Origin of the sequence: Agromyces excoecariae (genome assembly GCF_051715505.1) — a bacterium.
Lineage (GTDB): Bacteria > Actinomycetota > Actinomycetes > Actinomycetales > Microbacteriaceae > Agromyces.
This window is the reverse complement of sequence record NZ_JBPSLA010000015.1, coordinates 125082-150739: the sequence shown is the minus strand read 5'-3', so window position 1 is coordinate 150739 and position 25658 is coordinate 125082. Positions and strand designations below refer to the sequence as shown.

Annotated in this window: 23 protein-coding genes; 13 read left to right on the top strand and 10 right to left on the bottom strand. The window is 72.0% G+C overall.

The features are described 5' to 3' along the window. Window positions 1-16: 16 nt before the first annotated feature. A complete protein-coding gene (locus ACSJD1_RS15490) occupies window positions 17-1555 on the top strand; it encodes an MmgE/PrpD family protein (protein ID WP_438856176.1) in 1539 nt (512 codons plus the stop codon). 71 nt (window positions 1556-1626) lie between these two features. On the opposite strand, the gene ACSJD1_RS15485 is transcribed toward ACSJD1_RS15490, so the two are convergent. Then, entirely contained in the window at window positions 1627-2166 is a 540-nt protein-coding gene (locus ACSJD1_RS15485) for a hypothetical protein (RefSeq protein ID WP_438856175.1), read from the bottom strand. Window positions 2167-2846: 680 nt separating this feature from the next. Between ACSJD1_RS15485 and ACSJD1_RS15480 the strand changes: the two genes are divergently transcribed. Then, window positions 2847-4016: a bifunctional 2-methylcitrate synthase/citrate synthase gene (locus ACSJD1_RS15480; RefSeq protein ID WP_438856174.1), complete on the top strand. Its 1170-nt coding sequence runs from the start codon at window positions 2847-2849 to the stop codon at window positions 4014-4016. A 119-nt stretch (window positions 4017-4135) separates the two neighbouring features. Further along, on the top strand, window positions 4136-4702 hold the full coding sequence (locus ACSJD1_RS15475) for an acyl-CoA thioesterase (RefSeq protein ID WP_438856173.1): 567 nt from the start codon (window positions 4136-4138) through the stop codon (window positions 4700-4702). Between the two features lie 4 nt (window positions 4703-4706). On the opposite strand, the gene ACSJD1_RS15470 is transcribed toward ACSJD1_RS15475, so the two are convergent. Together ACSJD1_RS15470 and ACSJD1_RS15465 are read right to left on the bottom strand one after the other, a co-directional pair. Then, complete coding sequence (locus ACSJD1_RS15470; protein WP_438856172.1) at window positions 4707-5816, bottom strand: AI-2E family transporter; 1110 nt, start codon at window positions 5814-5816, stop codon at window positions 4707-4709. A 127-nt stretch (window positions 5817-5943) separates the two neighbouring features. Next, on the bottom strand, window positions 5944-6471 hold the full coding sequence (locus ACSJD1_RS15465; RefSeq protein WP_438856171.1) for an SRPBCC domain-containing protein: 528 nt from the start codon (window positions 6469-6471) through the stop codon (window positions 5944-5946). Between the two features lie 70 nt (window positions 6472-6541). Between ACSJD1_RS15465 and ACSJD1_RS15460 the strand changes: the two genes are divergently transcribed. After that, window positions 6542-6913, top strand: a complete 372-nt coding sequence (locus ACSJD1_RS15460; RefSeq protein ID WP_438856170.1) for a hypothetical protein — start codon at window positions 6542-6544, stop codon at window positions 6911-6913. Between the two features lie 51 nt (window positions 6914-6964). On the opposite strand, the gene ACSJD1_RS15455 is transcribed toward ACSJD1_RS15460, so the two are convergent. Next, window positions 6965-8758: a phytoene desaturase family protein gene (locus ACSJD1_RS15455; protein WP_438856169.1), complete on the bottom strand. Its 1794-nt coding sequence runs from the start codon at window positions 8756-8758 to the stop codon at window positions 6965-6967. Between the two features lie 116 nt (window positions 8759-8874). On the opposite strand from ACSJD1_RS15455, the gene ACSJD1_RS15450 reads away from it, so the two are divergent. Together ACSJD1_RS15450 and ACSJD1_RS15445 are read left to right on the top strand one after the other, a co-directional pair. Further along, window positions 8875-9870, top strand: coding sequence for a helix-turn-helix transcriptional regulator (locus tag ACSJD1_RS15450; protein ID WP_438856168.1), 996 nt, complete (start codon window positions 8875-8877; stop codon window positions 9868-9870). Window positions 9871-10012: 142 nt separating this feature from the next. Beyond that, the gene (locus ACSJD1_RS15445) at window positions 10013-10438 is read left to right on the top strand and encodes a VOC family protein (RefSeq protein ID WP_438856167.1); all 426 of its coding nucleotides are present in this window, start codon (window positions 10013-10015) and stop codon (window positions 10436-10438) included. A 56-nt stretch (window positions 10439-10494) separates the two neighbouring features. Here the strand turns inward: ACSJD1_RS15445 and ACSJD1_RS15440 are convergent, their stop codons facing one another. Both ACSJD1_RS15440 and ACSJD1_RS15435 read right to left on the bottom strand, forming a co-directional pair. Next, a complete protein-coding gene (locus ACSJD1_RS15440) occupies window positions 10495-10887 on the bottom strand; it encodes an META domain-containing protein (protein ID WP_438856166.1) in 393 nt (130 codons plus the stop codon). 40 nt (window positions 10888-10927) lie between these two features. Then, the gene (locus ACSJD1_RS15435; RefSeq protein WP_438856165.1) at window positions 10928-11920 is read right to left on the bottom strand and encodes a LysR family transcriptional regulator; all 993 of its coding nucleotides are present in this window, start codon (window positions 11918-11920) and stop codon (window positions 10928-10930) included. A 202-nt stretch (window positions 11921-12122) separates the two neighbouring features. Here ACSJD1_RS15435 and ACSJD1_RS15430 point away from each other — a divergent pair, with 202 nt between their 5' ends. From ACSJD1_RS15430 to ACSJD1_RS15415, 4 genes are all read left to right on the top strand, one after another. Beyond that, window positions 12123-15755: a proline dehydrogenase family protein gene (locus ACSJD1_RS15430; protein ID WP_438856164.1), complete on the top strand. Its 3633-nt coding sequence runs from the start codon at window positions 12123-12125 to the stop codon at window positions 15753-15755. A gap of 214 nt (window positions 15756-15969) precedes the next feature. Continuing rightward, the gene (locus ACSJD1_RS15425) at window positions 15970-17430 is read left to right on the top strand and encodes a basic amino acid/polyamine antiporter (protein ID WP_438856163.1); all 1461 of its coding nucleotides are present in this window, start codon (window positions 15970-15972) and stop codon (window positions 17428-17430) included. Between the two features lie 35 nt (window positions 17431-17465). Further along, window positions 17466-18704: an arginine deiminase gene (locus ACSJD1_RS15420; RefSeq protein WP_438856162.1), complete on the top strand. Its 1239-nt coding sequence runs from the start codon at window positions 17466-17468 to the stop codon at window positions 18702-18704. Between the two features lie 2 nt (window positions 18705-18706). Continuing rightward, entirely contained in the window at window positions 18707-19651 is a 945-nt protein-coding gene (locus ACSJD1_RS15415; RefSeq protein ID WP_438856161.1) for a 1-phosphofructokinase family hexose kinase, read from the top strand. Window positions 19652-19686: 35 nt separating this feature from the next. On the opposite strand, the gene ACSJD1_RS15410 is transcribed toward ACSJD1_RS15415, so the two are convergent. Continuing rightward, window positions 19687-20169: an ATP-dependent zinc protease family protein gene (locus ACSJD1_RS15410; RefSeq protein ID WP_438856160.1), complete on the bottom strand. Its 483-nt coding sequence runs from the start codon at window positions 20167-20169 to the stop codon at window positions 19687-19689. A 26-nt stretch (window positions 20170-20195) separates the two neighbouring features. Between ACSJD1_RS15410 and rimK the strand changes: the two genes are divergently transcribed. Then, complete coding sequence (gene rimK / locus ACSJD1_RS15405; protein WP_438856159.1) at window positions 20196-21404, top strand: 30S ribosomal protein S6--L-glutamate ligase; 1209 nt, start codon at window positions 20196-20198, stop codon at window positions 21402-21404. 117 nt (window positions 21405-21521) lie between these two features. Here rimK and ACSJD1_RS15400 read toward each other — a convergent pair whose 3' ends face one another. Beyond that, on the bottom strand, window positions 21522-21884 hold the full coding sequence (locus ACSJD1_RS15400; protein ID WP_438856158.1) for a GntR family transcriptional regulator: 363 nt from the start codon (window positions 21882-21884) through the stop codon (window positions 21522-21524). Between the two features lie 42 nt (window positions 21885-21926). Continuing rightward, window positions 21927-22364: an Lrp/AsnC family transcriptional regulator gene (locus ACSJD1_RS15395; protein ID WP_155050935.1), complete on the bottom strand. Its 438-nt coding sequence runs from the start codon at window positions 22362-22364 to the stop codon at window positions 21927-21929. A 169-nt stretch (window positions 22365-22533) separates the two neighbouring features. On the opposite strand from ACSJD1_RS15395, the gene ACSJD1_RS15390 reads away from it, so the two are divergent. Beyond that, the gene (locus ACSJD1_RS15390; RefSeq protein ID WP_438856157.1) at window positions 22534-23361 is read left to right on the top strand and encodes an LLM class F420-dependent oxidoreductase; all 828 of its coding nucleotides are present in this window, start codon (window positions 22534-22536) and stop codon (window positions 23359-23361) included. Window positions 23362-23373: 12 nt separating this feature from the next. Here ACSJD1_RS15390 and ACSJD1_RS15385 read toward each other — a convergent pair whose 3' ends face one another. Then, on the bottom strand, window positions 23374-24132 hold the full coding sequence (locus ACSJD1_RS15385) for a hypothetical protein (protein WP_438856156.1): 759 nt from the start codon (window positions 24130-24132) through the stop codon (window positions 23374-23376). Window positions 24133-24739: 607 nt separating this feature from the next. Between ACSJD1_RS15385 and ddaH the strand changes: the two genes are divergently transcribed. Then, on the top strand, window positions 24740-25603 hold the full coding sequence (gene ddaH, locus ACSJD1_RS15380; RefSeq protein ID WP_438856155.1) for a dimethylargininase: 864 nt from the start codon (window positions 24740-24742) through the stop codon (window positions 25601-25603). Window positions 25604-25658: the final 55 nt, after the last annotated feature.

Here is a 25658-nt window from a genome sequence, read left to right as displayed (position 1 = left end):
CGATAGCGTGAGCGACGTGAAGATCCATCACCTGCGTACCCACCGGAGCGACGAGAACCTCGCACGAGAGGGCCAGCTCGCCTGGCAGCTCGCGGGCGTCGCGGTCGACCCGGTCGAGGTCGACGACGAGGTCGTCGACATGGTCGTCAACCGCGTCATCGACAACGCAGCCGTGGCTGCGGCATCCCTCGCCCGCAAGCCCGTCGTGGCGGCCCGCAGCCAGGCGCTCGCCCACCCGGTCTCGATCGGCGGCGACGGGGCGACCGTGTTCGGGGCGGATGCCGCGCGGCGGACCTCGCCCGAGTGGGCGGCGTGGGCGAACGGCGTCGCCGTGCGCGAGCTCGACTTCCACGACACGTTCCTCGCGGCGGACTACTCGCACCCCGGCGACAACATCCCGCCGATCGTCGCCGTCGCGCAGCACCTCGCCGCCTCGCGCGGGCTCACCGGCCGCGACGTGGTGCGCGGCATCGCGACCGGGTACGAGATCCAGGTCGACCTCGTGAAGGCCATCACGCTCCACGCCCACAAGATCGACCACGTCGCCCACCTCGGCCCGTCGGCCGCCGCCGGCATCGGCACGCTCCTCGGCCTCGACCAGGAGACGATCTTCCAGGCGATCGGACAGGCGCTGCACACGACCACGGCGACCCGGCAGTCGCGCAAGGGCGAGATCTCGACCTGGAAGGCGCACGCGCCCGCCTTCGCCGGGAAGATGGCCGTCGAGTCGGTCGATCGCGCGATGCGCGGCGAGACGAGCCCGGTGCCGATCTACGAGGGCGAGGACGGCGTGATCGCCTGGCTCCTCGGCGGCCCCGAGGCGACCTACGAGGTGCCGCTGCCGGAGACCGGCGAGGCGAAGCGCGCCATCCTCGACTCGTACACGAAGGAGCACTCGGCCGAGTACCAGGCGCAGGCGCTCATCGACCTGGCCCGCAAGCTCCACGACGAGTACCCGCTGATCCTCGACGACCCCGACCGCATCGAGTCGATCACGATCCACACGTCGCACCACACGCACAACGTGATCGGCACCGGCGCGAACGACCCCCAGAAGTACGACCCGGATGCCTCGCGCGAGACGCTCGACCACTCGATCCCGTACATCTTCACCGTCGCGCTCCAAGACGGAACATGGCACCACGCGGACTCGTACGCGCCCGAGCGCGCGCACCGCCCCGACACCGTCGCACTGTGGCGCAAGGTCTCGACCGTCGAGGACCCGGAGTGGACGCGCCGCTACCACTCGCTCGACATCGGCGAGAAGGCGTTCGGCGGCCGGGTCGTCATCCGCCTCGCCGACGGCAACGAGATCGTCGACGAGATCGCCGTCGCCGACGCGCATCCGCTCGGCGCGCGGCCGTTCGGCCGCGAGCAGTACGTGCAGAAGTTCCGCACGCTCGCCGAGTGGGTGCTCGAGCCCGCGGAGATCGACCGCTTCCTCGAGGTCGCGCAGCGCCTGCCCGACCTCGGTCCCGACGAGCTCGGCCGCCTCACGATCACCGCGGCCCCCGGGGCCCTCACCCACGTCGAGATCCCCACCGGCCTCTTCTAGCCGGGTTGTGGGGGGGGGGGGGGGGGGGGGGCCCGCCGGGGCCCCCCCCCCCCCCCCCCCCCCACGCCCGGTCACCCCGAGAACCAGGGCGAGAATCGCAGGGCGCCGCTCCAGCCCCGGCGGCGGAGGTTGGCGGCGACGCGCTCGACGAGCTGACGAGGCTGGTCGAGGTCGGCTTGGGTGATCTCCGTCACGTGGAAGCCGAGCGACTCGAGCGTCGCCTCGCGGGTCCGGTCGCGACGCCACTGGCGCACGTCGGTGCGGTGGTGGTCGCCCTGATACTCGAGCAGTTCGCCGTAGCGCTCGAAGGCGAGATCGACTCGCGCGACGAATCGCCCCGCGCCATCTGTGACGATCTTCTGGCATGTCGGAGCGGGCAGGCCGGCAAGGCGCACGAGGACGCGCAATTCCGATTCCTTCGGAGACTCGCTGGCGATGTCCCGCAGGCGGGCAGCCATGGCGAGCTTGGCACGCAGTCGATGGTCCGGGAACGCCGCGATGGCCCGGGCCAGTTCCGGGTGCGGCGTCGCGAGCGCGTCGGCCACCGCCACCAGTTCGGGCACCGAGAGATCCCGGGCCAGATCGCAGAACGTCCTCACAGCGGAGGTCACGCGAACCTCGTCGTCGACGACGTCGCCCGGCGCGACGCGGAGCGCCCGCCCCAGGACGCCGCGCCGACGGGGTGCCCTCGATGTGTGGGGGACGCCGACCTCGACGATTCCGAGCAGTCGCGGCGGAATCGGAAGCCGGTGGTGCTGCGCGGCTGAGCGGCCGCAGAGAAACGCATCGCTCCGCAGGACCCTGAGCACCGCACGGTGGCAGTTCCTCGGCCGCGGCATCGATGCGCACACCGGATGTCGGTGCGACGAGATCCGAGGCGCGAAGCCGGCTCCCTCGAACTCCGGCTCGCGATGCCTCGCGCACGGTGAACGCGCGATCAGGGCGCAACGGTTCGGGCAGGGGTCTCCTCGCGGTCATGCAGACGACTCTTGCCTCCCGAGGCGGCCCGAGCCGCGCGCCATCGCCCCTGGTGAGATACCCCGGCAGCCTGCTTGGGGTGTCGAGGACGAGAGGTCGTCGTGCGGGGGGGGGGGGGGGGGGGGCGGGGGGCCCCGCCGGGGGGGGCGGAACCCGCCGGGGGGCGCGCCCGGCGCGCCGGGCCCCCCCCCCCCCCCCCCCCCCCCCCCCCCCCCCGACAACCGACCGGGCGCCCGCGGGCGGCGGGCCGTAGGCTGGGGGAGCGGTCGCGACGAGGCGACCCGCCCGTCCGAAGAGCCCCACGAGGAGCACGATGAGCGAGCAGACCCCGCAAGCAGAGACGCCGAAGATCTACAAGGGCCTCGCCGGCGTCCCCGTCGACGTCACCGCGATCTCGAAGGTGAACCCCGAGACGAACTCGCTGCTGTACCGCGGCTACCCGGTGCAGGAGCTCGCGGCATCCGTCACGTTCGAGGAGGTCGCGTACCTGCTCTGGTACGGCGAGCTCCCGAACGACGCGGAGCTCGCCGCGTTCGAGGACCTCGAGCGCAGCCACCGCGGCCTCGACCACGAGACCAAGCGCATCGTCGACGAGCTGCCGCTCACCGCCCACCCGATGGACGTCGTGCGCACGGCGGTCAGCGTCATCGGCGCGAGCGACCCGAAGACGCCCGACGACTCGCACGCGGCGAACCTCGAGAAGTCGGTGCGGCTGTTCGCGAAGCTGCCGTCGATCGTGACCTACGACCAGCGCCGTCGCCACGAGCTCGAGTTCGTCGAGCCGAACAACGACCTGGGCTACTCGGCCAACTTCCTCTGGCAGGCCTTCGGCGAGACGCCCGAGCTCGAGGTCGTCAACGCGTTCGACACGTCGATGATCCTGTACGCGGAGCACTCGTTCAACGCGTCGACCTTCACCGCCCGCGTCATCGCGTCGACCCTCTCCGACCTGTACTCGGCGGTCACCGGTGCGATCGGCGCGCTCAAGGGCCCCCTGCACGGCGGCGCCAACGAGGCGGTCATGCATGCGTTCGACGAGATCGGCCCGGGTGAGGGCGGCGCCGAGCGCGCCGTGGCGTGGCTGGATGCGGCGCTCGCCGACAAGCGCAAGATCATGGGCTTCGGCCACCGCGTCTACAAGCACGGCGACTCGCGCGTGCCGACGATGCGCGACGCCCTCGAGCGGATGGTCGAGCACTACGACCGCCCGGACCTCCTCGAGCTGTACACGGCGCTCGAGGAGGCGATGGACGAGCGTAAGGGCATCAAGCCGAACCTCGACTACCCCGCGGGCCCGACGTACCACCTCATGGGGTTCGACACCGAGATCTTCACCCCGCTGTTCGTCGCGAGCCGCGTGACCGGATGGACGGCGCACGTGATGGAGCAGCTCGCGTCGAACGCGCTGATCCGCCCGCTGTCGGTGTACGAGGGGCCCGACGAACGGCACGTGCCGCCGCGCGGCAACGCCGCCGGCGAATAGGTCGCGCCTGCGGGCTTCGCGGCTCTGCACAACGCCGCGCCGCGGCATCCGTCACCGCACTGTGCCGGCTCACCAAGCTGTGCTGATCCACCACCGGATCGGTCATATCCTCGTGGACTATGCACATGCTGTTCCGGACCCTGCTGCACATGCTGTTCCTGTCGCGGCGCAAGCCGACGCTCGGGCACTACGACATCGCGCGCACCCGGTTCATCACGCTGCCGACCGACCTCGACGTGAACCGCCACATGAACAACGGCGTGTACTTCTCGATCATGGATGTCGCCCGCTTCGACATGCTCGTCCGCAACGGCGTCTTCGGCCTGATGCGCGAGAAGGGGTGGTACCCGGTCGTCGCGAGCGAGACGATCACGTTCCGCAAGTCGCTCCAGCTCTGGCAGCGCTTCACGATCGAGTCGCGCCTGCTCGGCTACGACGAGCGCGCGGTCTACGTCGAGCACCGCCTCGTGCGCCCCGACGCCTCGGGCGAGCCCGAGATCTACGCCCGCGCGTTCATCCGCGCCCGGTTCCTCCGCAAGGAGGGCGGCACGGTCCCCGTGTCGGAGCTCATGGAGGTGTTCGGCACGCCGCCCGCCGACGACGAGCTGCCCGAGTGGATCGAGCGCTGGGGGGCGGATGTCGCGCTGCCCGCAACGCGTGCGGCGGCGCCGTCGGTCTGGAGCTGACGGGTCAGCTTCGCGCCTTCCACGGCACGACGACCTCCTTGACGATGAGGAGGATGCCGGCGGCCACCGGGATCGCGACGAGCGCGCCCGGCAGCCCGGCGAGCGTGCCGCCCGCGAGCGCGGCGATGAGGACGACCGACCCGGGCACCTGCACGGCGCGGTTCATGACGCGGGGCGTGAGGATGTAGGCCTCGACCTGCATGTAGATGAGCATGCCGATGAGCACGATGATCGCGGCCGTCGGCGAGGTGAAGAGGGCGATCACGGTCATGAAGGCCGTCGTCAGCACGGTGCCGATCATCGGGATCAGCGTGATGAAGAACGCGGCGACCGAGATGACGAGGGCGAACGGGACGCCCGCGATCGTCAGCAGGATCAGGCTGTAGACCGCGTTGAAGAACGCGAGCACGACCATGCCGCTGAGGTACCGGCCGACGTTCTGCATGATCTGCTCGGAGATGTCGACGATGCGCTGCCGATGCGAGGCGGAGATCAGGGTGTAGATCGCCGCCTTCGACGAGTCGAGCGTCGCGGTGAAGTAGATCGTCAGGATGAAGATGAAGAACGCCGTCGAGATGCCGCCGATGATCGCGAAGCCGACGTTCAGCGCGCCGCCCCCGACCGTGGCCCAGGTCGCCGGATCGGTCGCGATGTCGACGACCGTCGAGTACAGGTTCGCGAGCAGTCCGTTCGAGTCGGACGAGAGCTGCATGAACCAGTCCTGCTTCTGCAGGTTCGCCCACAGTTCGGGGATCGAGGCGATGAACTGCGCCGCCTGCGTGACGACGAGCGGGAGGACCAGCCCGAGCATGCCCCCGATCACGAGCACGAAGAGGATGATGACGGTGAGGATGGCCCAGCCGCGGGTCATGCCCCGTCGCTGGAAGAAGCGCACGAGCGGGTCGAGTCCGAGCGTGACGAAGATCGCCGCGAACACGGAGAACACCACGGTCGACAGGCTCACGATCGCGGCCGCGAGGGCGAGGGTGACGAGCACGCCCGCGGCGGCCAGCAGCCCCCACACGAACGGCCGGTTCGTCATCATGCCGCCCGTCGCGGACTCGCGCAGGCGGACCTCCTCGAGCTGCCTGGCACGCCGTTCGATGGGCTTCACGGCGTCAGTCTAGGGGCGGGCGCAGCCGCGCCGGGGGACTTTCGGGTGAGCGGCGCGATGCCTCCGACCTCGCGCGTACGTTGCGTGCACCGTGCGCGCACGACCCTGCCGACGGGGAGGGTCGGCCTCAGGCGCCCCGGATGGTGTCGGCGGCGGCCCCCTGCGGGACGTGCAGCGAGCGGTAGGTGTCGACCAGGCCCGGGTCGTACGACGACCACTCCGGCATGTCCGTGCCGCTGCGGGCCGCGGCCAGCCGATCCAGGAAGTAGTCCCAGCCGGGCCCGATCGAGGTCGCGTCGGCGGCGGTCCGCAGGCGCTGGCCGAGCGTGAGCGTCGTCATCCCGCCGGCCTCCCGCAGGTGGCAGAAGACCCGGACGGCGTCCTCGCCCTCGCCGATGTCGGCGTGGAACCCGTGCGGTGCCTCGCACTCGAGGATGGAGGTGTTCTGCCACTCGGCGTCCTCGCTCGACATCCGGAACCGGACCGCGCCGGTCGACGGATTGCCCGTGTAGGTCCCGATCCACGAGAGCATCGCCGTCGGGTTCGTCAGCGAGTACCAGACGTCCTCGATGGGCGCATGGAACAACCGATCGAACTGGAGGTAGAGCCCGTCGCCCTTGTGAACGTAGTGGCCGGTCGCCCGAGTGATGGTCATCGTCGCCCCCATGCGTGTCGTCCTTCCCTCAGGCTAATCCGGGCGCCGCAGGACGGCTAGAGTGACGCGCATGAGCACTCGGGGAACCTCGCAGCAGTCGCACGACGAGCAGACGCTCCAGATCGCCGGCCGGCACAGCGGCATGTGGGGGTGGTTCAGCGGCATCATCGTGCTCGCCCTGATCGCCGTGCCGCTCAGTGCCGCGTTCGCGTTCGCGACCAACCCGGGCACGCAGCAGCTGTTCAGCGGCCGCCTCTCGGAGGCGACGCAGGGCGGCTACCAGGCGTTCTGGTGGGTCGTCACGCTCCTGCTCGTCGCGCTGCCGATCCTCGTCGGCTACGGCGTCGCGAAGATGTCGGGCCGCGCGCTCATCATCGTCGGCGCGGTCGTGGCGCTGTTCGTGATCGCGATCATGATCCTCGGGCAGCTGTTCGTCTTCTGACGCAGGCCGGTCGGCCGCGGCGCGAGCCCGTGGCATCCGTCGCCGTCGACCTCAGGGGAGATCCTCCTCGAGCACGGCCATCGCGGCGTTGTGGCCGCCGATGCCGCTGACCGCGCCGCCGCGGACCGCGCCCGAACCGCACACGAGCACGCGCGGGTGCGCGGTCGCGACGCCCCAGCGTTCGGCGGGAGTCGCGGGCTCGGCGCCCGGCTCGGTCCACGGCCACGACAACGGCCCGTGGAAGATGTTGCCGCCCGGCATGTTCAGCGCCTCCTCGAGGTCGCGCGTCGTCTTCACCTCGATGCACGGGTGCCCGGCGGCATCCGTCGCGATGACGTCGGCGACGGGCTCGGCGAGCACGGAGTCGAGCGAGGCGAGCACGGCGTCGCGCAGGCGGTCGCGCAGCGCGTCGTTTCCGTGCGCGTCGACCAGCCGGTCGGGCACGTGCAACCCGAACACCGTGAGGGTCTGCGCGTCGGATGCCGCGAGCTCGGGTCCGAGGATCGTGCGGTCGCTCAGCGTGTGGCAGTAGATCTCGCACGGCAGCGGGTCGGGCAGGTCGCCGGCCGCGGCGCGGCGGTAGGCGTCGGCGAACTGGGACTCGAGCTCGTTGATGTGGAACGTGCCGGCGAACGCCTGCTCGGGCGCGACCGACGCGTCGGCGAGTCGCGGCAGGCGGGTGAGCAGCAGGTTGACCTTCACCTGGGCGCCCTCGGGCATTCCGGCGCGCGCGAGACGGCGCCGGGTGGCTTCGTCGAGGGCGACCTCGTCGGAGCCGGGCGCGGCGGCGGGTTCGTCGCGGGGGGCGACCGTCGCGCCTCCCGGTACGGAGACGTCGGCGGATGCCTCGGGGCCGGAGCCGCCCGCTGCCGCCTCGGCGCCGCGACCGGATGCCGCGACGAGCCGCTCGAGCACGATGGGCGCCACGTTGGCGAGCACGACGTGGGCGCGCGCCGCGCGCTCGCCTCCGTCGTCGAGGCCGCCCTCGCGCCATCGCACCTCACCGGACTCGGCGTCGATCGCGACGACCTCGGCGTCGGTGCGGAGCACGGCGCCCGCCTCGCGAGCGGCCCGCGCGAGCTCGCCCGACACGGCGCCCATTCCGCCGACGGGCACGTCCCAGTCGCCCGTTCCGCCACCGATGACGTGGTACAGGAAGCAGCGGTTCGCGTCGAGCGACGGGTCGTCGAGGTCGGTGAACGTGCCGATGAGCCCGTCGGTCGCGACGACCCCCCGCACGAGGTCGTCGGCGAAGCGCGCGTCGATGGTCTCGCCGAGCGGACGTTCGACGAACCCGTCCCACACGCGGTCGTCGCCGACGAGCGAGCGCGCCTCGGCGCGGGTCGGCAGCGGCTCGGTGAGCGTGGGGAAGAGCGCCTCGGCGACGCGGGCGGTGTCGGCGTAGAAGGCCTGCCACGCGTCGGCGTCGCCCTCCGCGCCGACCCGGGCGAACGCGTCGCGAGCGGCGGCGGCATCCGCCTCGACGTCGACGAGCAGGCCGCGCGACGGGTCGCGCGGGTCGGGGGTGTACGACGAGAACCGGCGGCGCACGAGTCGCACGTCGAGTCCGAGGTCGTCGATGATGCGCTTCGGGAGCAGGCTCACGAGGTACGAGTACCGGCTGAGTCGTGCGTCGACGCCCTCGAAGGCCTCGGCCGAGACCGCGGCGCCGCCGAGGTGGTCGTCGCGCTCGAGCAGCAGCACGCGCTTGCCCGCGCGGGCGAGGTAGGCGGCGGCGGTCAGGCCGTTGTGGCCGCCGCCGACGATGACGACGTCGTGATCGGCGGCTCGGTCGGGTGCGCCGGCACGCTGGGACGCGTCGGCAGGGTGCGCATCGGTGGGCATCCCACGAGCGTAGACGAGCGGATGCGGCGTTCCGCACGCCGTACGTGCGCCGCCGTTTCATCGCCCACCGATCCATTCCGGACGGATTCCGACCGGATCGGGTCGAGAATCGGAGCATGGCCGCGACGACGTCCCGCACGCTCGACCTGCTCTCCCTGCTGCAGAGCCACCGGCACTGGACGGCGCGCGAACTCGTCGACCGCCTCGGCGTGAGCGACCGAACGCTGCGCCGCGACGTGGAGCGCCTGCGCGAGCTCGGGTACGCGATCGAGTCGACGCGCGGCGTCGCCGGCGGCTATCGGCTCGCCGCGGGCACCGGGTTGCCGCCGCTGCTGCTCACGGACGACGAGGGCGTCGCGATCGCGGTCGGGCTCCGTTCGCAGGCGGCGGCCGGGTTGCGCGGCGCCGAGCACACGACGTTCAGCGCCCTCGCGAAGATCGAGCAGGTCCTGCCGCCCGCACTGCGGAGGCGGATCGAGGCGCTGCAGGCCGTCGCCGCCCCGGCTGCCGGACCCGGCGCGGGACCCGCCGCTGCGCCATCCGTCGACAGCGACCTGCTCGGCCTGCTCGCGATCTGCTGCCGCGACGCCGAGCGGATCCGGATGAAGTACACGGATGCCACGGGCGCGGCGAGCACGCGGTCGGTCGAGCCGCACCGGCTCGTGCCGCTCGGCCGGCGCTGGTACCTCCTCGCCTGGGACCGCGACCGCGACGACTGGCGGACCTTCCGGCTCGACCGGATCGACGACGTGTTCCAGACCCGGGTGCGCTTCGCGCCGCATCCGCTCACCGACGACGACGCGCTCGAGCGCGCGCAGCGCGCGGTGCGGTGGCGCGACCAGGCGGTGCGCGCCGACGTGCACGTGGCGATGCCGGTCGAGGAGTTCCGCGAGCGGCTCGGCTGGTGGGCGCGCGACGCGGTCGCGGCGCCCGGGGGGACGGCCACGGTGTGGCCCGTCGAGGGGGAGTCCGTCGCCGGGATCGCTGCGGCGCTGCTCTGGGTGCCCGAGGGCGTCGGATGCCGCGTCGACGGGCCGCCCGAACTGCGGGCGTACCTCGCGGCGCAGGCCGAGCGGTTCGCGGCGGCGGCGGGCGAGGTGACCCGTGCCTGAGCGGTGCATCCTCGAACCGGCCGACGCGCGCTCCCGCAGCGCTCGACTCCCGTGAAACGGCGGGGCGAATCCGCCATTCCACGGAGTTCGTCGAGCGCCGGGACGCCGGCGCCATGTCGGGGGGCCGGGGTCGAATGAGGGCATGGACATCGCCTTCATCGCCGGATTCGGCCCGATCGGCACGGTCGACTCCGCGTCGCACGACTTCTGGGCCGGCGCGCTCGGCATCCCGTTCCACGAGAACGCACCGCGCTACTTCCACACCGAAGAGGTCGAGGGAGCGAAGGCCTTCGCGATCTGGCCGCTCGACCAGGCCGCCGAGGCGACGTTCGGCACGACCGAGTGGCCCGCCGAGCATCCCGTGCCGCAGGCGTGGATCGAGTTCGACGTGTCCTCGCCCGAGGCGGTCGCGCCGGCGGTCGAGGAGCTGCGCGCGAAGGGCCTCGAGATCCTCGTCGAGGCGCACGAGGAGCCGTGGGGGCAGACCACGTCACGGCTCATGAGCCCGGAAGGGCTGCTCGTCGGCGTCAGCTACACGCCGTGGATGCACGGCGACGGCGCGTCCTGACGGAGCGACCTCGCGGCCCTTCGAATCGGCGGCCCGCGCGGCCGGCGCCGGCGCGCTCAGCTGGAGCGTTCGAGCGTGCCGATCGGCGAGCCGTCGTCGCCGAGCACGGTCATCGAGTCGTCCGCGACATCCGCTGCGGTCATGCCGGCGAGCCAGTCGTCGACGTCGTCGCACGCCTTCTTCGTCGACGCCACGTTCTCGAACTCGACCTGGTCGGCCTCGTTCACCGACCACGTGCCGTTCAGCGTGTTGCAGCCGTCGCTGCCGGTGAAGTCGCCGCCGTCCTCGAGGGTGAGGAACGGTTCACCCTGCGCAGACGAGTCGCCCCACGTGCCGGTCGGATCGAGGTCGCCCCCGGTGTCCTCGCCGGCGACGCCGCTGCACCCGCTGAACGCGAGCGCCGCCGCCAGCACCCCCATGCCGATGACGAGTCTCTTCCCCCTGGTCATGGTCGCAGCGTAGCGGGGCGCGCCGTCGGCGTCACCCCGTTCAGTCGTGCGTCGCCGGAGGTTCGCTGCGGGCGGCCGCGCGGGCGAGCGCGTCGCGCGCGGCGACGACGGCGGGCCGCCGCGCCGCGGCGCTGCGGGTCGACGAGAACACCTCGCGGAACGGATCGTCGGGAAGCGATGCGAGCTGCACGCTCGGCGCCTCGCCGGCCCACACGAGGTCGGGGAGGAGCCCGACGGCATTGCCCGAGCGGATCAGTCGGATGTGCGCCATGAGGTCGGCGGTCTCGAAGCGCACGTCGGGCTCGAAGCCGGCGCGACGGCAGAGCTGCTCGGCCCACTCGCGCGAGGCGGTGCCGGGCGGCTCCATGACCCAGGGCATCTCGGATGCCGCGGCGAGGCCGTCGTCGGCGACGGATCGAAGCAGCTCCGTCGGGGCGTCCTTCGGCAGCGCCGCCGCGGCGGGGTCGGGTCGACGCAGTCCGCGACGGCGGGCGGCCGGATGCGGCGGGAGGGCGAGCCGGATGGCGTCGCGCGCGAGCGGCACCCGGTCGAGCTCGGGGTGCAGCGGCCGCGTGTAGCCGGGGTACTGCTCGGCGACGACGAGGTCGAAGTCGCGCGCCGCGACGTCGAACAGCGCGAGCTCGGGCTCGCGCTCGGTCACCTCGACGCGCAGCGACGGGTGCTCGGCCGCGAGCAGGGTGAGCGCCTGCGGGACGACGGCGTGCGCCGCGGACTGGAACACGGCGATGCGCACCGTGCCGCTGACGGTCGTGAGCGAGCGCGCGACATCCGCCTCGGCCTCTTCGAGCCGTTCGAGCACGGCCTGCGCGTGCCCGACGAGCAGCTCGGCCTGGGGCGTGAGCTGCACGCGCCGGCCGACCTGGACGAGCAGTGGCACGCCCGCCTCGCGCTCGAGCTGGCTGAGCTGCTGCGAGACCGACGACGGGCTGTACGAGAGGGCCTCGGCGACGGCGGTGAGGGTCCCCCGCTGGCTGAGTTCGACGAGGAGGCGCAGGCGTCGGACGTCGAGCATGCGGGCACCTCCTCTCCGCGGCATCCGCCCGGCATCGGGCGCCGACGCGGCGCGGCGGGACCGCCCGAACCGAACGTTCGGGAAACATGAACAGTATGCATCGGATTCATTCGCTGTACCGAATGGAATCCGGAGCGCACACTGGAGGTGCCGGGCGTGCACCATCCCCGTGCGCCCTCCGAGACCTAAGGACACCGCAGTCGTGACCACTTCGAAGCTCCTCACGGACGTCGTCCCCGACACCGATCACGTCATCGCCCTCGTCGAGCGCTGGCTCGCCGAGAGCGCGAACCACCCCGTCGACCCCGCCGCGCAGCGTCTCGCGGGCGTGCTGAAGGACGAGAACGGCCTCGCCTTCACCGTCGGCTTCGTCGACGGCGTCATGCGCCCCGAGGACCTGGGCGTCGCCGGCCGCAACCTCGCCGAGGTCGCGAAGCTCACGCCGAAGTTCCTGCCCGCCTACCTCAAGGCCGCGATCCGCCTCGGCGGCGCGATGGCGCCCACGTTCCCGTGGCTCGTCATCCCGATCGCGCGGCGCGTGCTGCGCGCCATGGTCGGCCACCTCGTCCTCGACGCGACGCCCGCGAAGCTCGGCCCCGCGATCGCGAAGCTCCGCCAGTCGGGCAACCGGCTGAACCTCAACCTCCTCGGCGAGGCCGTGCTCGGCGAGCACGAGGCCGACCGGCGCCTCAAGGGCACCTACGACTTCCTCGCACGCGACGACGTCGACTACGTCTCGATCAAGGTCTCGAGCGTCGTGAGCCAGCTGTCGATGTGGTCGTTCGACGAGGCCGTCGAGAAGGTCGTCGCCAAGCTCACGCCGCTGTACGAGCTCGCCGCGAAGGGCGCCGCACAGGGCGCGGCCAAGTTCATCAACCTCGACATGGAGGAGTACCGCGACCTCGACCTCACGATCGCGGTCTTCAAGCGGCTCCTCGACCAGCCGCAGCTGCAGGGCCTCGAGGCCGGCATCGTGCTGCAGACCTACCTGCCCGACGCGCTCGGCGCGATGCAGGAGCTGACCGAGTGGGCGCAGGCCCGGCGAGCGGCGGGCGGCGCCCCGATCAAGGTGCGCGTCGTGAAGGGCGCGAACCTCGCGATGGAGAACGTCGACGCCCACATCCACGACTGGCCGCTCGCGACCTACTCGACCAAGCAGGACTCCGACACCAACTACAAGCGCGTGCTGCACTGGTCGATGACGCCCGAGCGCATCGACGCCGTCAAGCTGGGGATCGCCGGTCACAACCTCTTCGACGTCGCCCACGCCTACCTCACCGCGAAGGAGCGCGGCGTCGAGCAGGGCGTCGAGTTCGAGATGCTGCTCGGCATGGCCACCGGCCAGGCCGCGGCGGTGCGCGGCGACGTCGGCCGCCTGCTGCTCTACACGCCCGTCGTGAACCCGTCGGAGTTCGACGTCGCGATCGCGTACCTCATCCGCCGGCTCGAGGAGAACGCGAGCCAGGACAACTTCATGTCGGCCGTGTTCGAGCTGAACGAGAACCGCGCCCTCTTCGAGCGCGAGCGCGACCGCTACCTGCGTTCGCTCGCCGCCCTCGCGGGCGAGGACCCGGAGGGCCCGGCGCCCTCGCCGAACCGCACCCAGAACCGCCGCACCGAGTGGGACGAGAAGGATGTCGCCGACCTCGCCGGCACCGTCGTGGGCGCGCCCGCGCCGGGCGACGAGCACGAGGGCTCGCTCACGAGCGTCGTCCTCGGCATCACCCGCGGCTCCGCCCTCGACGGGGAACTGACGGATGCCGCGGCCCTCGCCGCTGCCGAGCTCACCGGCCCCGGCGTCACCCCCGGCTTCCGCAACGAGCCCGACACCGACCCCGCGCTCGCCGCGAACCGCGACTGGGGTCGCCGCATCCTCGAGCGAGTGCCGACCTCGACGCTCGGCATCGACACGCTGAAGGCGAACCGCATCGAGACCGCCGACGAGCTCGAGCAGCTCATGACCGTGGTCACCGAGCGCGCCGCCGCCTGGGCGGCCCTGCCCGGCGACGAGCGTGCGGCGCTGCTGCACCGCGCGGGCCTCGCGCTCGCCGCGAACCGCGACCGCCTCATCGAGGTCATGGCCGCCGAGACCGGCAAGACCATCGCCGAGGCCGACCCCGAGATCTCCGAGGCGATCGACTTCGCGCACTACTACGCCGAGCGCGCCCGCGAGCTCGACCACGTGCAGGGGGCCCGCTTCGTGCCCTCGAAGCTGACGGTCGTCACCCCGCCGTGGAACTTCCCCGTCGCGATCCCGGCCGGCGGCGTGCTCGCCGCGCTCGCCGCGGGCTCGGGCGTGATCATCAAGCCCGCGAAGCTCTCGCAGCGCTCGGGCGCGATCATGGTCGAGGCCCTGTGGGAGGCCGGCATCCCGAAGGACCTGCTCGCGCTCGTCGACCTCGGTTCACGCGAGCTCGGCACCAAGCTGGTCTCCGACGAGAAGGTCGACCGAGTCATCCTCACCGGGGCGTACGAGACGGCCGAGCTGTTCCGCTCGTTCCGCAAGGACCTCCCGCTCCTCGCCGAGACCAGCGGGAAGAACGCGATCATCGTCACGCCGTCGGCCGACCTCGACCTCGCGGCATCCGACGTCGTCAAGAGCGCGTTCGGCCACGCGGGCCAGAAGTGCTCGGCCGCGTCGCTCGTGATCCTCGTCGGCTCGGTCGCGAAGTCCGAGCGGTTCCGCCGCCAGCTGGTGGATGCCGCGACGAGCCTCCGCGTCGGGTGGCCCGAGCACCCGCAGAGCCAGATGGGCCCGATCGTCGAGCCCGCGAACGGCAAGCTGCTGCACGCGCTCACCACGCTCGGCGCCGACGAGGAGTGGCTCGTCGAGCCGCGTCAGCTCGACGGCACCGGCCGCCTGTGGTCGCCCGGCATCCGCGCGAACGTGAAGCCCGGCTCCTACTTCCACCTCACCGAGTTCTTCGGCCCGGTGCTCGGCATCATGCACGCGAAGGACCTCGACGAGGCCATCCGCTTCCAGAACGCCGTCGACTTCGGGCTGACCGCGGGGCTGCACTCGCTCGACTCCGACGAGCTCGCGACCTGGCTCGCGAACGTCGAGGCCGGCAACCTCTACGTCAACCGCGGCATCACCGGTGCGATCGTGCAGCGCCAGCCGTTCGGCGGCTGGAAGCGCTCCTCGGTCGGCGCGGGCGCGAAGGCCGGCGGTCCGAACTACCTGTTCGGCCTCGGCGACTGGGCGCCCGACCACTCCGAGCCGAGCCGCTCGCTCCACCTGCGCGGCCTCGAGCAGCGCGTGACCGACCTCATCGAGGCGTCGCAGTCGTCGCTCGACTACGAGGCGTACGAGGTGCTGCGCCGCTCCGCGCTCTCCGACGCCGTCGCCTGGGCCGACGAGTACGCCACGGTGAAGGATGTCTCGGGCCTCGGCGTCGAGCGGAACCTGTTCCGCTACCTGCCGCTGCCGGTCACGATCCGCGTGAGCGAGGACGCGACGCTCGCCGACGGCCTCCGCGTCATCGCCGCGGGCCTGCTCGCGAAGTCGCCGCTGTCGATCTCGACCGCGCACGAGCTGCCGAAGGGCGTCCGCGCCCTGCTCGCCTCCCGCGACGTCCGCGTGGTCCGCGAGGGCGACGCCGGCTGGATCACGCGTGCCGGCACGGGCGAGGTCACGGGCCGAGTGCGGCTCGTCGGCGGCTCGGCCGCGGCGCTCGCCGAGGCGACCGGCGGCACGCCCGACCTCGCGGTCTGGTCGCACCCGGTGACCCCGTCGGGCCGCGTCGAGCTCCTGCCGTTCCTGCACGAGCAGGCGATCTCGATCACGAACCACCGGTTCGGCAACCCGACGACGATCTCCGACGGCGTCATCTAGGGGCGTTTCGAAACGGATGCCACGGGGGCGGTCGCGCGTGCGGCCGCCCCCTTCGTCGTGCCCCGGGCGCGCCCGATCGTGCCCGCGCGAGCCCGCGCCATCCGCTGCCCTCGACCTTGTGCGCGCCCTGAGGCTGCGCTAGACACGGAGCAGGTTGCGACGCCGCGTCCTGAACCATCCGCACGGGGGCGGATCGAACAGGGAGGGGGCCCTGATGGCATCGACGACCGAGCCGCGGGCGGCCTCGAAGTTGAGCCTCCCGGCGCTGACCGCGATGGTCGTCGGCTCGATGGTCGGCGCGGGCGTCTTCCAGCTCCCCGCACGCTTCGCGAGCCAGACCGGCGTGTACGGGGCCCTCATCGCCTGGGCGATCGCCGGCCTCGGCATGCTGACGCTGGCGCTCGTGTTCCAGACGCTCGCGATGCGCAAGCCGAAGCTCGACAACGGCGTCTACGTGTACGCGAGGGCCGGGTTCGGGGTCTATCCCGGTTTCCTCTCCGCCGTGGGCTACTGGGCATCGGCGTGCGCGGGCAACGCGTTCTACTGGGTGCTCATCATGACCACGCTCTCGCAGCTGTTCCCCGAGTTGCGTCCGGTGCTCGGCGAGGGTGACACGTGGCCGTCGTTCTTCATCTCGGTCGCCGCCGTCTGGGGCGTCTACCTGCTGATCCGGCAGGGCGTGCGCGAGGCCGCCGCGATCAACTTCATCGTCACGATCGCGAAGCTCGTGCCGCTCGCGCTCTTCCTGGTGCTCGTGGTCTTCTTCTTCGACTGGGACGTCTTCGTCGGCAACCTCTCGGGCGACGCGGGGCCGGCGGGCGACGAGGCGCTGTTCGCCCAGGTGCAGGGCACGATGCTCATCACGGTGTTCGTGTTCCTCGGCATCGAGGGCGCGAGCGTGTACTCGCGCTACGCGAAGAAGCGCTCGGACGTCGGGCGGGCGACCGTGCTCGGCTTCCTCTCGGTGCTCGCGCTGTTCGCGTCGGTGTCGATCCTGTCGTACGGGATCCTGCCGCAGGCCGAGATCGCGGAGCTGCAGCAACCGTCGGCGGGCGGCGTCCTCGAGGCGGCGGTCGGCCCCTGGGGCGGCGCGTTCATCCGCGTCGGGCTCATCATCTCGGTGCTCGGCGCGTACCTCGCCTGGCAGCTGCTCGCAGCCGACGTCGTCTTCGCGGCCGCGAAGGACCAGGACCTGCCGCGCTACTTCGCGCGCCTGAACGCCCGCGAGGTGCCCGAGCACGCCGTGCTGTGGACGTCGATCCTCGTCACCGTCATCCTGTTCCTCGTCCAGTTCGTGAACGACGCGCTGGACTTCACGCTCGACCTCACGGCGGCCCTCTCGCTCACGCCATATGCGCTGGCCAGCGTCTACGCCGTGAAGATCGCCGTGCAACGAGACGGCTACGAGGATGCCGCGCCCGCGCGGCGCACGCGCGAGCTGGTGATCGCGGCGATCTCGACGGCGTACACGCTGTTCCTGATCTGGGCGGCCGGATACGTCTTCCTGTTCCTGGCGTGCATCCTGCTCGCCCCGGCGACCGCCCTCTACGTCGTCGCCCGGCGCCAGCAGCAGGCGCGCGTCTTCACGCTCACCGGGCTCGTCGTCTTCGTCGTCATCCTGGCCTTCGCCGTGATCGGCCTCGTCCTGCTCGCCACCGGGGCCGTCCGGCTCTGATCGTCCTCGCGCTGCGGCGCAGAAGGGAGCACGCCATGTCCGACCAGTCGTACGGGGTCCATTCCGAGGTGGGCCGGCTCAACACGGTCCTGGTCTGCCGACCGGGGCTCGGCCATGAACGGCTCACCCCGAGCAACAGCGACGCGCTGCTCTTCGACGACGTGCTCTGGGTGCAGAACGCCCAGCGCGACCACGCCGACTTCGTGCAGCAGATGCGGGACCGGGCCGTCGACGTGGTCGAGCTGCACGACCTGCTCGCCGAGACGCTGGCCGTGCCCGGCGCGCGCGAGTGGCTGCTCGACCGCAAGATCGTCGCGAACGAGGTCGGCGCCGGACTCGTCGCCGACACGCGCGCGTTCCTCGACTCGCTCGACCACGCGACGCTCACCGAGTACCTCATCGGCGGCCTGTCGACGCGAGACCTGCCGGCCGAGTTCCGTGCCGCGGAGGTCGCGCTGGTGCGCGAATCGGCGGGCATGACCGAGTACCTGATGCCGCCGCTGCCCAACACGATCTACACCCGCGACACGACGTGCTGGATCTACGGCGGACTGACGCTCAACCCGCTGTTCTGGCCGGCCCGGCACGCGGAGACCATGCTGATGAAGGCGATCTACGACTTCCACCCCGACTACACGGGCAGCACCGTCTGGTGGGGCGATCCCGAGCAGGACCACGGCCAGGCGACGCTCGAGGGCGGTGACGTGATGCCGGTCGGCAACGGCGTCGTGCTGATCGGCATGAGCGAGCGCACGTCGCGGCAGGCGATCACGGCCGTCGCCGGGCGCCTGTTCGAACAGGGCGCCGCGAACCGCGTCGTCGTCGCCGGCATGCCGAAGCTCCGCGCCGCCATGCACCTCGACACGGTCTTCACGTTCGCCGACCGCGACCTCGTGACGTACTACCCCGACATCGTCGACGGCATCCACACGTTCTCGTTGCGCCCCGACGGCGACGGCGGCATCGAGATCGCCGAGGAGCGCGCCTCGTTCATCGACGTGGTGGCCGAGTCGCTCGGCCTCGCGAAGCTGCGTGCCGTCGAGCCGGGCGGCGGATGGTACGCGGGCGAGCGGCAGCAGTGGGACAGCGGCAACAACGCCGTCGCCGTCGAGCCCGGCGTGGTGTTCACCTACGACCGGAACACGTACACGAACGCGCTCCTGCGCGACGCGGGTGTCGAGGTCATCGAGATCGTCGGCGCCGAACTCGGCCGCGGCCGGGGCGGCGGACACTGCATGACCTGCCCCATCTCCCGCGACGCCGTGGACTACTGACGATGGCCGTCCACGCACCCATCCTGACGCTGACCATGAACCCCGCACTCGACGTCTCGAGCACGGCCGACCGGGTCGTCCCCGAGCACAAGCTGCGGTGCGGGCCGAGCCGGTTCGACCCGGGCGGCGGCGGCGTGAACGTGAGCCGCGCCATCCGGAACCTCGGCGGCAGTTCGATCGCGGTCTACCCGCTGGGCGGGCCGACCGGACAGGCCTACCGAGGCTTCATCGAGGAAGCCGGACTCGTCGCGCGCGTCATCACCATCGCGGGCAACACGCGCGAGAGCTTCACCGTCGACGAGCTCTCGACGGGCGACCAGTTCCGGTTCGTGCTGCAGGGGCCGACGATGCGCGAGCCCGAGTGGCGCGCCTGCCTCTCGGTCGTGGCCGACGAGCTGCCCGTCGGCGGATTCCTCGTTGCGAGCGGCAGCCTGCCGCCGGGGGTTCCCGTCGACTTCTACGGCCTGCTCGCCGAGATCGCGGCCGACCACGACGTGCGACTGGTGGTGGATGCCTCGGGGCCGGCCCTGCGCCGCGCACTCGAGGCCGGCGTGTTCCTCATCAAGCCGAGCCGGGACGAACTCGCCGAACTCGTCGGCGCCGAGGGCGAGCTCGACGAGCCCGAGCTGGTCGAGGCGGCCCGCGTGCTCGTCGCGTCGGGTCGGACCCAGGTCGTCGCGCTGACGCTCGGCGGACGGGGCGCCGTGCTGGTGACCCGCGACGAGGTGCTGCGGCTGCCCACGCCGCGCGTCCGGGTCGCGAGCGCCGTCGGCGCCGGCGACGCGTTCCTCGGGGCGCTCGTGCTGCGGCTCGCGCAGGGCCGCACGATCGGCGAGGCGTTCCGCACGGCGGTCGCCGCGGGCAGTGCGACGGCGATGCAGCCCGCGACCGAGTTGTGCCGCCCCGAGGACGTGGCGCGGCTCGAGGCCGACCTCGCCGTGGCGTGAGCCGCGGCATCCGTCACCCCTGATCGTGGCGGGCCTCAGGCGCGCCCGCGGTTGCGGCGACGGATGTCGCGGGGCGCGCGACCGCCGACGAACGAGCGACCCGCGTCGACGAGGAACCCGTTGCGGAGCGCCTCGCGCCCGATGAGCATGCGGAAGCCCATTTCGTCGCGATTCGTGAGCGTCACCTCGGCCCTCACCGGGCGGCCGTGGAGCACGAGGTCCATGAGCACGACGAGCCGCTCCTGCGTGTGTCCGGTCGAGCTGCGGATGACCCGGCGGTCGTGGACGGGGAGCTCGACCGTCGCGGCATCCGCGTCGGTGTCCTGCCAGGGGTGGATGCCGAATCGCACCCAGGCCGCCCCGTCGCGCTCGAACTCCTCGACGTCGAAGGCGTGCAGCGCCGACGAGCGCGCGCCCGTGTCGAGCTTGGCCTTCAACCACTCCACGTCGGCCTGTGGGAGGCGCACCCATTCGCGCCATCCGGCGATGGTGTTTGAATGGTTCGGCACATCCGTCACCCGATCATCTTCGCAGGGACTCCCGAATGAAACTCGCGATCCTGTCGCGCGCGCCGCAGGCGTACTCGACCCAGCGTCTCCGTGCTGCAGCGCTGCAGCGCGGACACGAGGTCAAGGTCCTCAACACCCTCCGCTTCGGCATCGACCTCTCGGGCGCCGAACCCGACCTCCAGTACCGCGGCCGGCCGCTGTCGGACTACGACGCGATCCTGCCGCGCATCGGCAACTCCATCACGTACTTCGGAACCGCGGTGGTGCGGCAGTTCGAGCAGATGGACGTCTACACGCCGAACACCGCGAACGGCATCACGAACGCGCGCGACAAGCTCCGCGCGAACCAGATCCTCTCGCGCCACAACATCGCGCTGCCGGCGACGACGTTCGTGCGCAACCGCGCCGACCTGCGTCCGGCGATCGAATCGGTCGGCGGCGCGCCCGTCGTGATCAAGCTGCTCGAGGGCACGCAGGGCATCGGCGTGATCCTCGCCCCGACGGTCAAGGTCGCGGAGGCGATCATCGAGACGCTGCACTCGACCAAGCAGAACGTGCTGATCCAGAAGTTCATTGCCGAGAGTCGCGGACGCGACATCCGCGCCCTCGTCGTCGGCGACCGCGTGGTCGCCGCCATGCGCCGCGTCGCGAGCGGCGACGAGTTCCGATCGAACGTGCACCGCGGCGGCAGCGTCGAGCCCGTCGAGCTCACGCCCGAGTACGAGCAGGCCGCGGTGCGGTCGGCGCAGATCATGGGCCTCAAGGTCGCCGGCGTCGACATGCTCGAGGGCAACGAGGGCCCGCTCGTCATGGAGGTGAACTCGTCGCCCGGCCTGCAGGGCATCGAGACGGCGACGAAGCTGGATGTCGCGGGCGCCATCATCGACTACATCGGCAACCAGGTCGCGTTCCCCGAGATCGACGTGCGGCAGCGCCTCACGGTGTCGACGGGGTACGGCGTCGCCGAGCTCCTCGTGCACGGCGCGGCCGACCTGGTCGGCAAGTCCCTCGGCGAGTCGGGCCTGTGGGAGCGCGACATCACGGTGCTGACCCTGCACCGCGGGGCCACGGTGATCCCGAACCCGCGCAAGGGCGTCGTGCTCGAGGCCGAGGACCGCCTGCTCTGCTTCGGCAAGCTCGAGGAGATGCGCTCGATGATCCCCGAGCGTCGGCGGCGCCGGCAGAAGGTGCGGCGGCTGCCGAAGGAGCCGATCCCGGCGCCGCCGGAGTCCGCGGCGAGCTGAGGCGCGGTCCGCGCGCTCCGCTCGGCGTCCGCCCCGCTTGCGGACGGTTTCTGCGGTGGCGGGCCGAATGAATCCGTACGCCACCGCAGAATTCGTCCGCGGGCGCGACCCCGCGGGTCAGCGCCGGGCGCGGAGCGCGCGTGCGACGGCCGCCTCGGCGGCATCCGTCGTCACGCCCAAGCGCTCGACGGTCCCGGCGAAGTCGGATGCCGCGGCCTGCAGCGCCTGCTCGACGGGATCGCCGGCGGCGCTGACGTACGTGCCCGCGCGCCCCCGCCCCTCGACGACGCCGTCGGCCTCGAGCTCCTTGTAGGCGCGCGCGACCGTGTTCGCCGCGAGGCCCAGCTCCTCGGCCAGGCCGCGCACGGTCGGCAGCTTCGAGCCGGCGGCGAGGCGGCCGTCGCGGACCGCGTCGACCACCTGCATGCGGAGCTGCTCGTAGGGCGGCGTGTGCGCGTCGTCGTCGACGGTGAATCGCATGAGGGAGGCTCCGGAGTCGGATCGAGGTGCGGTGGGTCGCGGTCAGTCGCGGTTGCGGTTCACGAGGCGCGACAGCACGATGGCGCTCCTCGTGTGGTCGACGTTGGGTGCGATGCGCACGCGCTCGAGCGCCTCTTCGAGCGAGGTGATGTCGCGGGCGCGCATGTGCACGATCGCATCGGCGCTGCCCGTCACGGTGCCCGCGTAGACGACCTCGGGCACGCCCTGCAGGATGCGCTGCAGCTCGTCGGGCGCGACCGTGCCGCGGCAGAAGAGCTCGACGTACGCCTCGGTGCTCATGCCGTCGACGGCCGGATCGACCTGGATGGTGAACGCCTTGATGACGCCGTCGGCGACGAGCTTGTCGACGCGGCGCTTCACGGCGGAGGCGGAGAGCCCGACGGAGGACCCGATGTCGCCGTACCCGGCCCGCGAGTTCTGGCGGAGCAGGTCGAGGATGGCCCGATCGAGGTTGTCCATGGGCCGAGTGTAGGACCGTCCGTTGCGTCGCGATACGGACCTACGCCGGATTCGTGCGTGGCGTTGCGGATTCGTGATCGCCCAGCGCGATGCGACGCGCGGACGCGGCATCCGTTCGCTCGTGGCGCAGGCCGCGGGAACCCTTCGCCGAGGGGCGTAGCGTGAGTCCATGACCCCGAACACCGCTCCCGCGCGCCTCGGCGTGCAGCTGCAGCCGCAGCACGCGACCTACACGCAGATCCGCGACGCCGTGCTCCGCATGGAGGACCTCGGCGTCGACGTGGTCTTCAACTGGGACCACTTCTTCCCGCTCTCGGGCGACCCCGACGGGCTGCACTTCGAGGCGTGGACCATGCTCGGCGCCTGGGCGGAGCAGACCGAGCGCGTCGAGTTCGGCACGCTCGTCAACTGCAACTCGTACCGCAACGCCGACCTGCAGGCCGACATGGCCCGGACGATCGACCACATCAGCGCGAAGGGCGGCGACACCGGCCGCTTCATCTTCGGCACCGGCTCGGGATGGTTCGAGCGCGACTACGACGAGTACGGCTACGAGTTCGGCACGGTCGGCTCGCGCCTCGACGACCTCGCCGAGGCGCTGCCCCGCGTGAAGGCGCGCTGGTCGAAGCTGAACCCGGCGCCGACGCGCGACATCCCGATCATGATCGGCGGCAAGGGCGAGCAGAAGACGCTGCGCCTCGTCGCGGAGCACGCCGACATCTGGCACTCGTTCGTGCGACCCGATGAGCTCGGCCACAAGCTCGACGTCCTCACGGCGTGGGGCGAGAAGGTGGGGCGGGATGTCTCGGACATCACCGTCTCGAACGAGCTCTCGCGCCGCGGCCTCGACGACGACCACGCCGACGCGCTCTATGACGCGGGGGTGCGCCTGTTCACCCTCGGCATCTCGGGCCCGCGCTACGACGACACGGCCGTGAAGCACTGGCTCGCATGGCGCGACCGTCGCAACGAGCAGGCAGGGGTGCGCGCGGCCTGACCGTCGACGGCTTCAGGTGCCGACGGACACCGTGCCGGTCGCCCCCCACGTCACCGTGATGAAGTCGCCCTCGAGATCGAAGCCCAGCTGGATCTCGCCGCCGGGGAAGGCATCGTCCGGGGTGCAGCCGGATGCGGCCGCCTGCTCGCCGCGCGCGGCGAGCAGGCAGATCCCGGGACCGTCGACGGCGCGACCGGCGTACACCTCCGTGCCCTCGGGGAGGGACGTCAGGAGCCGGGTCGAGTCGCCGTCCACGCCCATGCTCTCCGCGGGCATGACGAGCGACGGGATGTCGGCTTCCGCCTGCTCCCGCTCGAACACCGCTCCGGCGCGGGCGTCCTCGAGGGCGACGTCGGGCGGGACCTCGGACAGGGGGAACACGAGCGACGAGTCCGGCACGTCCGGCTCGGTCGCGGCACCGGCGATGCCGAGGGCGGTGGCCCAGCCCGCCGCGAAGCCGATCGCGAGCGCGACGGCGGCGGCCACCGCGGCGACGCGCACGATCGTCGCGTTCGGGGTGGTCCCCGCGCGGCGCGGACCGTCGGTGTCGGCGTGGAACAGATCGTCGAACACGTCGCCGTGCGTGGCTGCCGAGGCCTCGTCGCTCGAGGCGGTGGGCGACGCCGACGTCGTGTCGCCCACTCGCGGGTCCGGATCGCCGCTCGCACGGATCATCGCGAGTTCGGCCGCCGCGGCCGCGCGTCTGTCGTCGTCGGTGCCTGCGCCGTAGGCCTGGCGCTGCAATTCGGCGATGCGTCGGGCGTCGGGCACGCGGGCCTCCTCGGTCGGCCGGGGTAGGGGCGGCCGGACTCCGGCTCAGGATGCCGTACCTGCGTCATCGTCGGCAACCACGCCTCCTCCTCCGCGCCTCCTCCGTCTCCGTCGATACCCCCGCCCGTCCGAACGGCGGCGAGGGTATGCCGAACGACGCCGAACCGGCTCATGAACCGACATTCGCCATACTCTCGCGGGCTCGGCGAGGCCGGGGTAGGGGCGGGGCGGGCGAGGGCGGGGCGGGCCGAGGCGGGGCGGGCGACGGCGGGGCGGCCGAGGCGGGCCGGGCCGGGGCCGGGCGGGCGCGGAGGGCCGCGGTGGAATCGTGCGCCCGTGCGCCGCGCCACGGCGCGCGATGCGAGCGCAAGTAGCATCCATCACCCCTCGATCGTTGCGTGAGGCGCCAGAACGCGCACGAATCGTGTGCGAGAAGCCGAGAACTCGCAGGGCCCGAGCGCCACACTGGAGGTGGCGTCCCGACGGCGGTGAAATCCGAACACCGCCGCCGGGGCTCGAGATGAGCGACCTGGTCCGCCGACACCCCACCGGCCCAGCCGGCGGCACGCCGCCGTGCCCGGCCGACGAACCCACCTCGAGGAGTGAGATGTCGACCGTGATCGAGACCCAGACGACCCCGACCCCAGCAGTGCCGGAGCGCTCGGCGTCGAAGAAGACCGTGCTGATGTGCCGCCCCGAGCACTTCACCGTCGTCTACCAGATCAATCCGTGGATGGATCCTGCCAAGCCCACCGACACCGCGCTCGCCGTGGCGCAGTGGCAGACGCTGCACGACACGTACGTGGGCCTGGGCTTCGACGTGCACCTCATCGATCCCGTCGAGGGCCTGCCCGACATGGTCTACGCGGCCAACGGCGGCACGGTGATCGACGGCATCGCGTACGGCGCGAAGTTCACGCACGCGCAGCGCGCGGCCGAGGGGCCGGCGTACATGGACTGGTTCCGGCGGGCGGGCTTCGACGTGCGCGAGCCGGCCGAGACGAATGAGGGCGAGGGTGACTTCCTGCTCGTGGGCGACGTGGTCCTCGCCGGCACCGGGTTCCGCAGCGACGGGTCGAGCCACGAGGAGCTCGCCCGCATCACGGGCCGCGAGGTCGTCACGCTGAGGCTCGTGAATCCGAGCTTCTACCACCTCGACACCGCGATCGCCGTGCTCGACTCCCGGCCGGGCCAAGAGCACATCGCCTACCTGCCGAGCGCGTTCGACGGGCCCTCGCTCGAGGTCCTGCGCGAGCGCTACCCCGACGCGATCCTCGTCTCCGAGGAGGACGCCGCGGTGCTCGGCCTCAACTCGTACAGCGACGGCCGCAACGTCGTGATCGCCGCGCGTGCGGCGGGCTTCGAGCGGCAGCTCCGCGATGCGGGTTACCACCCGATCGGCGTCGACCTGTCCGAACTCCTGCTCGGCGGTGGCGGCGTGAAGTGCTGCACGCTCGAACTCCGGCGCTGATCCCGCTACGATTCCGCAGGACCCCACCCACCGACCCACCCCCGAGGGATCGACG

Coding starts and splice junctions, on each gene's coding strand:
- ACSJD1_RS15440 (WP_438856166.1), bottom strand. CDS start 10,887: ATGACCAGGGGGAAGAGACTCGTCATCGGCATGGGGGTGCTGGCGGCG.
- ACSJD1_RS15420 (WP_438856162.1), top strand. CDS start 17,466: ATGTCCGACCAGTCGTACGGGGTCCATTCCGAGGTGGGCCGGCTCAAC.
- ACSJD1_RS15445 (WP_438856167.1), top strand. CDS start 10,013: ATGGACATCGCCTTCATCGCCGGATTCGGCCCGATCGGCACGGTCGAC.
- ACSJD1_RS15390 (WP_438856157.1), top strand. CDS start 22,534: ATGACCCCGAACACCGCTCCCGCGCGCCTCGGCGTGCAGCTGCAGCCG.
- ACSJD1_RS15415 (WP_438856161.1), top strand. CDS start 18,707: ATGGCCGTCCACGCACCCATCCTGACGCTGACCATGAACCCCGCACTC.
- rimK (WP_438856159.1), top strand. CDS start 20,196: ATGAAACTCGCGATCCTGTCGCGCGCGCCGCAGGCGTACTCGACCCAG.
- ACSJD1_RS15480 (WP_438856174.1), top strand. CDS start 2,847: ATGAGCGAGCAGACCCCGCAAGCAGAGACGCCGAAGATCTACAAGGGC.
- ACSJD1_RS15475 (WP_438856173.1), top strand. CDS start 4,136: ATGCACATGCTGTTCCGGACCCTGCTGCACATGCTGTTCCTGTCGCGG.
- ACSJD1_RS15435 (WP_438856165.1), bottom strand. CDS start 11,920: ATGCTCGACGTCCGACGCCTGCGCCTCCTCGTCGAACTCAGCCAGCGG.
- ACSJD1_RS15465 (WP_438856171.1), bottom strand. CDS start 6,471: ATGACCATCACTCGGGCGACCGGCCACTACGTTCACAAGGGCGACGGG.
- ddaH (WP_438856155.1), top strand. CDS start 24,740: ATGTCGACCGTGATCGAGACCCAGACGACCCCGACCCCAGCAGTGCCG.
- ACSJD1_RS15450 (WP_438856168.1), top strand. CDS start 8,875: ATGGCCGCGACGACGTCCCGCACGCTCGACCTGCTCTCCCTGCTGCAG.
- ACSJD1_RS15455 (WP_438856169.1), bottom strand. CDS start 8,758: ATGCCCACCGATGCGCACCCTGCCGACGCGTCCCAGCGTGCCGGCGCA.
- ACSJD1_RS15460 (WP_438856170.1), top strand. CDS start 6,542: ATGAGCACTCGGGGAACCTCGCAGCAGTCGCACGACGAGCAGACGCTC.
- ACSJD1_RS15395 (WP_155050935.1), bottom strand. CDS start 22,364: ATGGACAACCTCGATCGGGCCATCCTCGACCTGCTCCGCCAGAACTCG.
- ACSJD1_RS15400 (WP_438856158.1), bottom strand. CDS start 21,884: ATGCGATTCACCGTCGACGACGACGCGCACACGCCGCCCTACGAGCAG.
- ACSJD1_RS15425 (WP_438856163.1), top strand. CDS start 15,970: ATGGCATCGACGACCGAGCCGCGGGCGGCCTCGAAGTTGAGCCTCCCG.